Below are 11,127 nucleotides of genomic sequence, written 5' to 3' on the forward strand. Positions count from 1 at the left end.
AGCCGCGGCGGCCGAATACGGGGCTACCGCACCTCTGACGAGATGGGGTTTTAAGGCTTGCCAACAAAACCCCCCTCATCCTGAGGAGCAGCGGTGAGGTTTATGGTGTGCCTGTCAGGCGCTCTAGATCACATTCCGCTCCAGCAACGGCTGGTTGGCGAGCACCCGGTCGTAGCCGAGCTCCGACAGGTCGAGGGTGCGATAGCCGCCGTGCACGATCAGCTCGGCGAGCCCGCGGCCGACGGCCGGAGCCTGCTGCAGGCCGTGGCCCGAGAAGCCGTTGCAGAGATAGACGTTCCTGAGTTCGCCCGCCTGGCCGATGATGGCGTTGTGGTCGAGGAGGCACATGTCGTAAGGCCCTGACCAGGCGCGGCCGGGCCTGATCGCCTCGAAGGCAGGCACGCGATGGGCGAGCGACGGCCAGATGAACTCCTCGAAGAAGGAATGGTCGATCTCCTGGCTGGCCGGATCATCGTCGTGCCAATCCGGGTCCATGTCCGCCTCCGGCGAGGCGCCGCAGATGAAGTGCCCCTCGCCTTCCGGGCGTACATAGGCGCCGGACGTGTCGATGAGCAGCGGGCAGTTCTCCACCGGCTCCTTGCAGGCGAAAGTGAAGACGTAGCGGCGCTTGGCCTGGACCGGAATGTCGAGGCCTGTCATGGCGGCGATCGCCCGCCCGCCGGAGCCCGCGCAATTGACCAGCGTGCCGCAGGCGATGCGCGTGCCGTCCTTGAGGCGCACCGCCGTGACCGCGCCACCCTCACGCTCGATCTCGGCCACCTCTCCCTTCACGTATTCCGCGCCCAGCGAGCGCGCCTTCTTGCGGAAGGCCTGGAGCAGACCCCAGCCGTCGAACCAGCCCTCGCCCGAGCGGCCCCAGGTGCCGGCCGCGAGATCCTCCACATTGAGCCAGGGGAAGCGGCTCTTCAACTCCTCCGGCTTCAGGAAAAGGATATCCGCGCCTTCCGCCGCCTGCAGCGCCTGGTTCTCGCGCAGAACCTGTTCGCCCGCGTCCGACGCGCAATAGAGATAGCCGCCTTCTCGCAGTCCGATTTCCGGCCGGTCGCCATCGACAGCCAGGTAATCGCCGATGCTGCGCAGGAATTGGATGCCATAGAGCGAGATGCGGATGTTCACCGCGCTGGAATATTGCTGCCGGATCGAGGCGGCCGAAAGCGCAGAGGCCGAGAGCTGATAGGTCGGGTCCTTCTCGACCACGATGACGCGCCCCTTGAAGCCGGAATCGGCCAGCAGGTGATAGGCCGCGGAGGAGCCCATGACGGCGCCGCCGACGATCACGACATCGGCCCGAAGAGAAGTTGCAGAGGTCATCGTTCGAACTTCGTTGAGAGGATGATGGAGGATTGCGTGCGCTCGACTCCTTCGACTGCGCCAATCCGGTCGATGGCCGCGTCGAGGGAGGGAACGTCTTGAGCCTCTACCACCGCCAGAAGATCGAAGACACCCGCGACGGAATGAAGCGCGCGCAATTCAGGCATGCGCTGAAGCGCCGACACGACGCCGCCCGAGGCCTTGGGCGCCACCACGATGGTCACATGCGCCCGCACCATGCGGCTGGTGACCTCCTCGGCGAGGCGCAGGGTATAGCCCGCGATGACGCCCCGGCGCTCCAGGCTCTCGACCCGCGCCTGAACGGTGGTGCGGGAGAGATTGAGGCGGCGGGCCGCCTCCGCATGGCCGATACGGGCATTCTCCCGCAGGAGGGCAATCAGGGCACGATCGGTGGCGTCAAGCATCACTATGACCAGTCAAAGCGGCATTTCGCCGAAACCTAATCGGCTTTCCGTCAGCTTGTCTATGGCGCTTTGCAGCGATCTGCCTTTTTCTGCTCCCATCACAGGGAGGTTTGAATGCACTCGATTCTCGTCATCGGCGCCGGCAAGATCGGCTCCACCATTGTCGACATGCTCCACGAGACCGGCGATTACCGCGTTACCGTCGCGGACGCTTCGCCTGAGGCGCTGGAGGCGGTCGCCAAGGATGGGGTCAAGACGATCCAGCTCGACTTCAGTGACGCGGTCGCCCTGCAGAATGCCTTGAAGGGTCACTACGCGGTTCTGAGCGCAGCGCCCTACCACCTGACGAGCCACGTGGCCAAGGCCGCGCGCCTGGCGGACGTCAACTATTTCGACCTCACCGAGGATGTGGCCACGACCCGCATGGTGAAGGAGCTGGCCGAGGGCGCCTCCACGGCCTTCATTCCGCAATGCGGCCTCGCCCCCGGCTTCATCTCCATCGTGGCGCACGACATTGCCAGCCGCTTCGACAAGCTCGACACGGTGCGCCTGCGCGTCGGTGCCCTGCCGCAATACCCGTCGAACGCCCTGTCCTATAACCTCACCTGGAGCACGGACGGCGTCATCAACGAGTATATCGAGCGCTGCGAGGCCGTGGTCGACGGCAAGCTGCGTGAGGTTCCGGCCATGGAGGAGCTTGAGGAGTTCTCCCTCGACGGCACGCGCTATGAGGCCTTCAATACCTCCGGGGGCCTCGGCACCCTGTGCGAGACGCTCGAAGGCAAGGTGCGAAACCTGAACTACAAGACCATCCGCTACCCGGGCCATTGCGGCCTGATGCGGGTGCTGCTGAACGACCTCGGCTTACGCAACCGCCGCGAGGTCCTCAAGGACATCCTGGAGAACGCGGTGCCGGCCACCATGCAGGACATGGTCATCGTGTTCGTGACCGTCACCGGTGAGCGTGGCGGACGCTACGTTCAGGAAACCTATGCCCGAAGCGTCTATGGCCAGAAGGTCGCCGGCACCCAGCGCACCGCCATTCAGGTGACGACGGCTGCCGGCATCTGCGCCATGCTCGACCTGCTGGTCGCCGGCAAGCTGCCGAAACAGGGTTTCGTGCGTCAGGAGGAGATCGACCTCGACAGCTTCCTGGCCAACCGCTTCGGCCGCGTCTATGCGGGCGAGCGCCTGGACGAAGGCCACGAGCCGGCAGTAAAGAACATCCGCCTCGACGCGGTGGCGTGAGGGACGAGGCGAGACATCCTCTCGGCCGCAGCAACCCTCGACGTCATGGCCGGCCTTGTGCCGGCCATCCCGATGGGAAAAGCTCTGCGCCTCAGATAATCGAGATCACCGGCACAAGGCCGGTGATGACAAGGTTGGGTGAAAACCTAACCTCCGGCTTCTTGACCAAACCGCATGACCCTATTCGGGAAAAGCAGTTCCCTGCCTGTCCCGAAATGCTTTAAGACGGTGGCCTGACAGCCGCCGTCGTTTCGTTCCAAGGACAAGCGCCGGCCAGGGCTTCATGACAAGCCCTAAGCCCGCATCGAGGGAGATGACCATGACCGCGAGCCTGAAACCCGTATCCTCCGCGCCTGCCTCCGTGGCGGACGAGGCCCGCGCCATTCTCGCGCGCCTCGGCGTGCCGGACAGCGCCTTTGCCACCGGCGGTCGCCCGGCCCGCTCCCCGATCACCGGCGAGGTGATCGCCCATGTGCGGGAAACCACGCCGGACGAGGCCAAGGCCGCCATCGGCCGGGCCGACGCCGCCTTCAAGGTCTGGCGCAAGATCCCGGCGCCGCGGCGCGGCGAGTTCATCCGCCTGCTCGGCGAGGAGCTGCGCGCGTCGAAGGACGACCTCGGCCGCCTCGTGACCCTGGAGGCCGGCAAGATCGTCTCCGAGGGCCTCGGCGAGGTGCAGGAGATGATCGACATCTGCGATTTCGCCGTCGGCCTCTCGCGCCAGCTCTACGGCCTGACCATCGCCACCGAGCGCGCCGATCACCGCATGATGGAAACCTGGCATCCGCTCGGTGTCTGCGGCGTCATCTCCGCATTCAACTTCCCCGTGGCCGTGTGGTCGTGGAACGCGGCGCTCGCACTCGTCTGCGGTGACAGCGTGGTGTGGAAGCCCTCCGAGAAGACCCTGCTCACGGCGCTCGCCACGCACGCCATCGTGGAGCGTGCGGCCAAGCGCTTCGGCGGCGTGCCGGAGGGCCTGTGCGAGGTGCTGCTCGGCGGCCGCGAGGTCGGCGAGATCCTCGTGGAAGACCACCGTGTGCCGATCCTCTCCGCCACCGGTTCCACGGCCATGGGCCGTCAGGTCGGCCCGAAGTTGGCTGAACGCTTTGCCCGCGCAATCCTGGAACTCGGCGGCAACAACGCCGCGATCGTCGCCCCCTCCGCCGATCTCGACCTCGCGCTTCGCGGCATCGCGTTCGCCGCCATGGGCACGGCGGGCCAGCGCTGCACGACGCTTCGTCGCCTCTTCGTGCATGAGAGCGTCTATGACAGCCTCGTGCCGCGTCTCGCCAAGGTCTATGGCAGCGTGAAGATCGGCGATCCGCGCGAGCAAGGCACGCTTGTCGGCCCGCTGATCGACAAGGCCGCTTTCGACGGCATGGAGCGTGCTCTCGATGAGGCCCGCGCAGCCGGCGGCAAGGTGCATGGCGGTGGACGCTACACGGATGTGGCAGGCGACGGAATCTATGCCCGTCCCGCCCTCGTCGAGATGCCTGGCCAGACCGGCCCGGTGACCCGCGAGACCTTCGCGCCGATCCTCTACGTGATGCGCTATTCGAGCTTCGACGAGGTAATCGAACTGCACAACGCGGTGGGCGCCGGCCTCTCCTCCTCGATCTTCACCCTCAATATGCGCGAGGCCGAGGCCTTCATTTCGGCCACGGGCTCCGATTGCGGCATCGCCAACGTGAATATCGGCCCCTCGGGCGCCGAGATCGGTGGAGCCTTCGGCGGCGAGAAGGAGACTGGCGGCGGACGTGAATCCGGCTCGGATGCCTGGAAGGCGTATATGCGCCGCGCCACCAACACGGTGAACTACGGCAACACGCTTCCGCTCGCTCAGGGCGTGAAGTTCGACGTGGACGCCTGATCGTCTGACACCATCCAGCGGAGGGCACAAGAGCATCGTGCGGAAAAGTGGATCCGGTTTTCCGCACCTAACGATGCTCTTATTTATAAAGAAGCATCGGATTGGATCCCAAAAGTGGCCTCCACTTTTGGGTCCGATGCTTTAGCCCTCCGTTTTGCTATCTAAACCCTCTTACATCGCGAGCCTTCCATGACAGCGCCCTCCCGCACCGGCGGCCAGATTCTTGTCGATCAACTGACTCTTCACGGAGTCGATCACATCTTCTGCGTTCCAGGCGAGAGCTATCTCGCGGCACTCGATGCGCTGCATGACGCGAACATCGCCATCACGGTCTGCCGCCAGGAAGGCGGCGCGGCCATGATGGCGGAGGCTTACGGCAAGCTCACCGGCCGTCCCGGCATCTGCTTCGTCACCCGAGGCCCCGGCGCGACGAACGCCTCGCCCGGCATCCACATCGCCAAGCAGGATTCGACGCCGATGATCCTGTTCGTCGGCCAGATCGAGCGCGGCATGCGCGAGCGCGAGGCGTTCCAGGAGCTCGACTACCGCGCCGCCTTCGGACCGCTCGCGAAGTGGGCCACGGAAGTGGACGATCCTGCACGCTTCCCCGAGATCGTCTCTCGCGCCTTCCATGTTGCCACCTCGGGCCGTCCCGGCCCCGTGGTGATCGCGCTGCCGGAAGATGTGCTCACCGAGATGGCCGCCGTCACTGATGCGCCGCGCTATCAGGTGATCGAGACCCACCCTGGCCTCACGCAGATGGCCGAATTGCAGAAGCTCCTGCACGGCGCCAAGAACCCGATCGCGCTCCTCGGCGGCAGCCGCTGGTCGGAGACGGCCGTGCAGCGCTTCGTGCGCTTCGCCGAGCGCTTCGAGCTGCCGGTCGCCTGCACGTTCCGCCGTCAGATGCTGTTTCCCGCCGACCACGCCTCGTACATCGGCGATCTCGGGCTCGGCGTGAATCCGAAGCTGCTCGCCCGCATCAAGGACGCGGATCTCGTGCTGCTCGTCGGCGGGCGCCTCTCCGAGATCCCGAGCCAGGCCTACACGCTTCTCGACATTCCGGCGCCGAAGCAGACGCTGGTGCATGTGCATCCCGATTCGAGTGAACTCGGCCGGGTCTATGCGCCACATCTCGCCATCAACGCCTCGCCCAATGCCTTCACGGCAGCGCTCGAGGGCGTGCATCCGCCGGCCTCGCTTTCCTGGAGCGAGGGCACGACGGCGGCGCATAAAAGCTACGAAGCTTGGAGCGACCCGAGCGAGATCCGCCACCCAGGCGCGCTGCAGATGGGCCAGGTGATGCAGCACCTGCGCGAGGTGATGCCCACCGACACGATCTTCTGCAACGGCGCCGGCAATTTCGCCACCTGGGTGCATCGCTTCTGGCCGTTCCGCCAATATGGCACGCAGCTGGCCCCCACCTCCGGCTCCATGGGCTATGGCGTGCCGGCGGCCGTGGGCGCCAAGCGCCTGCGGCCCGACAGCCCCGTGGTGGTGTTTGCCGGAGACGGCGACTTCCTCATGAACGGGCAGGAATTTGCCACCGCCGTGCAATACGATCTGCCGATCCTGGTGATTCTGCTTGATAACGGCATGTACGGCACGATCCGCATGCACCAGGAGCGCGAATATCCCGGTCGCGTCTCGGCCACCATGCTGCAGAACCCGGACTTCGCAGCCTATGCCCGCGCCTTCGGCGGCTACGGCGAGCGCGTCGAGCTGACGGAGGATTTCGCCCCGGCCCTCCAGCGCGCGCTCACCTCCAGCAAGCCCGCCATCCTGCACTGCATCCTCGATCCGGAAGCGATCACGCCCAGCATGTCGCTCTCAGCGATCCGTGAGAAGGCGCTGGCGGAGAAGAAGTAACCCTCCACTGTCATTCCGGGGCGGCCAGAGGCCGAGCCCGGAATCCATAAATACGACGTTTCAAGAAATGCGAGTAGCGTCACACCTCATCATGCACCGTTAGCGGTTATGGATTCCAGGCTCCGCTGCGCGGCCCCGGAATGACAGTGGTAGCAACTCGCACAAACTTGACGATCCGACACGGCGGCGCTTATAACGCCGCCGTTTCCTTTTGGAGCTTTTATGCGCGGAGAGACCGAGACCCGGTAAGGCCCGCTGGCAAGACAGCGGGCAGCGGCTGACGATTCAGCCGAACGCGCACGTGCGCGCACTCTCCGATACCACCATCAAAGCTTCAGGTTATTCCCGTGAACGTTTCACGCAATGGGCAGCGCGTGCTCCACGTGCTCGCGCAGGGCGGCGTTATCCGTCATTACAAGGACGATAACGGCCGTATTCTCGAAATCGAATGTCTCACCCGTGAAGGGTGGCTGCTCACCCTCTGCACCCTCGATCTTTTCAAGGCGCTGCGCCAGAAAGGGCTGATCGCCTCGTCGAACGGTGGGCCTTACCGCATCACGCGGCAGGGCTTGCAGGCGGTGAGAAGCCGGCCCGACAACCGTTGAGCCGGCTCTGACAAGTCAAAGGAGGGGGCGGTGTCAGGCCGCCTCCTTCTCCTCCAGCCGCCTCGCCACAAGGCTGCGCAGGGACCGCAGGTCCTTCACGAAGGAGCGGATGCCCTCCGAGAGCTTTTCGGACGCCATCGCATCTTCGTTCATGGCGAAGCGGAAGCTCTTCTCGTCCGTGCGCGGCAGCGGCGCGGTCTTTTCGACATGATCGGCTGAGAGCTTGCGCGGCAACTCACCCTGCGCGCCAGCCAGTTCGTCGAGGAGCGCAGGCGAGATGGTGAGGCGGTCACAGCCCGCGAGCGCCTCGATCTCTCCGATGTTGCGGAAGGAGGCGCCCATCACCACGGTCTTGATGCCTTGCGCCTTGTACGAGGCATAGATCTTGCGCACGGACAGAACGCCCGGATCTGTCTCGCCTGTGTAGGGCCCGCCGCCGGCTTTCACGTGCCAGTCGAGGATGCGACCGACGAAGGGGGAGATCAGGAACACGCCGGCTTCCGCGCAGGCCTGGGCCTGCACCTGGCTGAAGAGAAGCGTGAGGTTGCAGTCGATGCCTTCCTTCTGGAGCACTTCCGCCGCGCGGATGCCCTCCCAGGTGGCGGCGATCTTGATGAGAATCCGCTCGCGCCCGATGCCACGGGCCTCATAAGCCCTGATGATGGCCCGCGCCTTGGCGAGTGTGGCCTCCGTGTCGAAGGAGAGGTCAGCATCCACCTCCGTCGAGACGCGGCCCGGCACGATGCCGGCGAGTTCCGCGCCGAAAGCGACAGCCAGACGGTCGCAGATTGCCTCGATCACACCTTCGCGGGAGCCGCCTTGGCTCCGGCCCCAAGCCAGGGCCTCGTCGATGATATGGCCATAGGCCGGGGTCTCGACCGCCTTCAGGAGCAGGGTCGGGTTGGTGGTGCAGTCCTGGGGCTTCAGGCGGCGCACCGCATCGAGGTCGCCCGTATCGGCGACGACGACCGTCATGGCGCGCAATTGGTCGAGCTTGGAGGACATCGGGATCTCCGTGGGGTTCGTTTGGATTTGACTTAGTCCCTCAAGGCGCCCGCGTGAAGCCCTGGAGCCCGCGACACTCCTTTCCGCTTCCCCTTGTGGTAAAACCTCGACGTCATGGCCGGGCTTGTCCCGGCCATCCCGACTAGGAAAGGCTCAGCGCTTTTCAGATCGGGATCACCGGCACAAGGCCGGTGATGACGGAGTGGGGCAAGCGGCTCCTCAAACGAACAGCCCTCTATTGGCCCTCACCCGGCTCAGGATGAAGGAATAGACTTCCTCCACGCGCCGGAGGTTCCGGACGTCAGCATGGGTCACGAGCCAATAGGTGCGAAGATAGGAGACATCCGGCAGCACCACCTCAAGTTCGGGAAACTGCCGCACCGCGTAATCGTGCAGGATACCGATGCCTATACCCGCCCGTACGGCTTCCGCCTGCGCCACCACGCTGGCGCACTCGAACCGGCGGGAGGTATGCTTCTCGATGGCCGAGAAGTAATCGAGCACCGGGCTGTAGAGCAGGTCCGCCACATAGGTCACGAGGGTTTTGCCCGATAGGTCCGCGAGATCGGCAATCGGCCCGTGACGTTTCAAATAATCCTTTGAGGCGTAGAGCCGAAGCCGGTAATCCGTGAGCTTGCGCGACACGAGCCGCCCTTCCGTAGGCTGCTCCAGGGTGACGGCGATATCGGCCTCGCGCTTCGAGAGCGAGAAGGTGCGGGGCAGCGCCACGAGCTGCAGCGTGAGGCCCGGATGCCGCTCGGCCAGCGCCCCGAGCTCGGGGGCGAGAAAATAGGTGCCGATTCCGTCCGGCGCGCCGATGCGCACGGTGCCGGTGAGCGCGAGATCCGTGCCACCGAGTTCGCTCGCCACCGCCAGCGCTTGGGTCTCTATGGTCTCCGCGTGTTTCAGCAGCCGCTCGCCGGGCTCGGTGAGGGTGTACCCTTGAGGGCTGCGCTCGAACAGCTTGGCCTTGAGCGAGGCTTCGAGCGCCGAGATGCGGCGGGACACCGTGGTGTGGTCCGCCTCCAGCTGGCGGGCGGCGGCCGTCAACCGGCCTGCCCGCGCAACCGCGAGAAAGAAGCGGAGATCGTCCCAGTCGAAGGCGCTCATGCCCAACCCTTAGCGTATTGGCGTTTTCGCACAACGGTGCCTCGGTTTCACCCATAGTCGTGCGATTTCAACAATGATAGAAGAAGGACACCAAAAACACCCATCAGGAGAGAGACGCCATGCGCGAGGTCGGACATTTCGTCGGCGGCAAGCAGGTTGCCGGTAAATCGGGACGCACCACCGAATTCTTCCAGCCCATGACCGGCGAGGTTCTGGGCCGGGTCGCGCTGGCATCCAAGGACGAGCTGCGCCAGGCGGTGGAGAACGCCAAGGCCGCCCAGCCGGCCTGGGCCGCCACCAACCCGCAGCGCCGCGCCCGCGTGATGATGAAGTTCCTCGAACTCATCGCCAAGGAGATGGATCCTCTGGCCGAAATGCTGGCACGCGAGCATGGCAAGACCATCGTGGACGCCAAGGGCGACATCCAGCGCGGCGTCGAGGTGGCGGAGTTCTGCACCGGCATTCCGCACCTGCTGAAGGGCGAGTTCACGGAAGGCGCCGGCCCCGGCATCGACATGTATTCGATCCGCCAGCCGCTCGGCGTGGTGGCGGGCATCACGCCGTTCAACTTCCCGGCCATGATCCCGCTGTGGAAGCTCTCGCCCGCCATCGCCTGCGGCAACGCCTTCATCCTGAAGCCGTCCGAGCGTGATCCGGGCGTGCCGATGCGCCTGGCCGAACTCATGATGGAAGCGGGCCTGCCGGCCGGCATCCTCAACGTGGTCAACGGCGACAAGGAAGTGGTGGACGCGATCCTCGACGATCCGGACATCAAGGCCGTGGGCTTCGTCGGCTCCTCGCCGATCGCGCAATACGTCTATTCCCGCGCCACCGCCAACGGCAAGCGCGCCCAGTGCTTCGGCGGCGCCAAGAACCACATGATCATCATGCCCGACGCCGATCTCGATCAGGCGGCCGATGCACTCATCGGCGCCGGCTACGGCTCGGCGGGCGAGCGCTGCATGGCGATCTCGGTGGCAGTGCCGGTGGGCCGCGCCACCGCCGACGCGCTCATGGACAAACTGATCCCGCGGGTCGAGACCCTGAAGGTGGGCCCCTCCACCGACCCGTCCGCCGATTTCGGCCCGATGATCACCAAGGCGCATATGCAGAAGGTGCGCTCCTATGTGGATATCGGCGTGCAGGAAGGCGCCAAGCTCGTGGTCGACGGCCGCGACTTCAAGATGCAGGGCTACGAGAACGGCTTCTACATGGGCGGCTGCCTCTTCGACGAGGTGACGACCGACATGCGCATCTACAAGGAAGAGATCTTCGGCCCCGTCCTGTCCGTGGTGCGCGCCAAAGATTACGAGGATGCCCTGCGCCTGCCCTCCGACCACGAATACGGCAACGGCGTTGCGATCTACACCCGTGACGGCGACGCCGCCCGCGACTTCGCCTCGCGCGTCAACGTAGGCATGGTGGGCATCAACGTGCCGATCCCGGTGCCGCTTGCCTATTACACCTTCGGCGGCTGGAAGGCCTCCGGCTTCGGCGACCTGAACCAGCACGGCCCGGACGCGGTGCGCTTCTACACCAAGACCAAGACGGTCACGTCGCGCTGGCCGTCCGGCATCAAGGAAGGCGCGGAATTCTCCATTCCGACGATGAAGTAGGACAACACAATCATGGCCGGGAGCTCGCTCCCGGCCTTTTTTGTTTT

The 11,127-nt window shown here is 65.2% G+C and carries 9 protein-coding genes; 5 read left to right on the plus strand and 4 right to left on the minus strand.

The genetic code is table 11. The features are described 5' to 3' along the window. Positions 1-123: 123 nt before the first annotated feature. Positions 124-1,332 carry an NAD(P)/FAD-dependent oxidoreductase gene (locus I2H36_RS09540; protein WP_196263668.1) on the minus strand — a complete coding sequence of 403 codons (1,209 nt, stop codon included), beginning with the start codon at positions 1,330-1,332 and terminating at the stop codon, positions 124-126. Next, entirely contained in the window at positions 1,329-1,757 is a 429-nt protein-coding gene (locus I2H36_RS09545; RefSeq protein WP_036348044.1) for an Lrp/AsnC family transcriptional regulator, read from the minus strand. Before I2H36_RS09545 ends, I2H36_RS09540 begins: the two co-directional genes overlap by 4 nt. A 114-nt stretch (positions 1,758-1,871) precedes the next feature. Between I2H36_RS09545 and I2H36_RS09550 the strand changes: the two genes are divergently transcribed. The 4 genes from I2H36_RS09550 to I2H36_RS09565 all read left to right on the plus strand — a co-directional run bounded on the left by I2H36_RS09550 (position 1,872) and on the right by I2H36_RS09565 (position 7,349). Beyond that, the gene (locus I2H36_RS09550) at positions 1,872-3,005 is read left to right on the plus strand and encodes a saccharopine dehydrogenase family protein (protein WP_196263669.1); all 1,134 of its coding nucleotides are present in this window, start codon (positions 1,872-1,874) and stop codon (positions 3,003-3,005) included. A gap of 319 nt (positions 3,006-3,324) precedes the next feature. Beyond that, entirely contained in the window at positions 3,325-4,875 is a 1,551-nt protein-coding gene (amaB, locus tag I2H36_RS09555; RefSeq protein ID WP_196263670.1) for an L-piperidine-6-carboxylate dehydrogenase, read from the plus strand. A gap of 189 nt (positions 4,876-5,064) precedes the next feature. Beyond that, complete coding sequence (locus tag I2H36_RS09560; protein ID WP_196263671.1) at positions 5,065-6,744, plus strand: thiamine pyrophosphate-binding protein; 1,680 nt, start codon at positions 5,065-5,067, stop codon at positions 6,742-6,744. A 347-nt stretch (positions 6,745-7,091) separates the two neighbouring features. Beyond that, positions 7,092-7,349: a YjhX family toxin gene (locus I2H36_RS09565; protein ID WP_196263672.1), complete on the plus strand. Its 258-nt coding sequence runs from the start codon at positions 7,092-7,094 to the stop codon at positions 7,347-7,349. Between the two features lie 33 nt (positions 7,350-7,382). Here the strand turns inward: I2H36_RS09565 and tal are convergent, their stop codons facing one another. Both tal and I2H36_RS09575 read right to left on the minus strand, forming a co-directional pair. Further along, positions 7,383-8,354: a transaldolase gene (gene tal / locus I2H36_RS09570; RefSeq protein WP_196263673.1), complete on the minus strand. Its 972-nt coding sequence runs from the start codon at positions 8,352-8,354 to the stop codon at positions 7,383-7,385. A gap of 219 nt (positions 8,355-8,573) precedes the next feature. Continuing rightward, positions 8,574-9,464, minus strand: coding sequence for a LysR family transcriptional regulator (locus I2H36_RS09575; protein ID WP_196263674.1), 891 nt, complete (start codon positions 9,462-9,464; stop codon positions 8,574-8,576). 119 nt (positions 9,465-9,583) lie between these two features. Between I2H36_RS09575 and I2H36_RS09580 the strand changes: the two genes are divergently transcribed. Further along, positions 9,584-11,080: a CoA-acylating methylmalonate-semialdehyde dehydrogenase gene (locus tag I2H36_RS09580; protein ID WP_196263675.1), complete on the plus strand. Its 1,497-nt coding sequence runs from the start codon at positions 9,584-9,586 to the stop codon at positions 11,078-11,080. The last annotated feature ends 47 nt before the right edge of the window (positions 11,081-11,127 follow it).

The organism is Microvirga terrestris, assembly GCF_015694425.1.
Taxonomy (GTDB): domain Bacteria; phylum Pseudomonadota; class Alphaproteobacteria; order Rhizobiales; family Beijerinckiaceae; genus Microvirga; species Microvirga terrestris.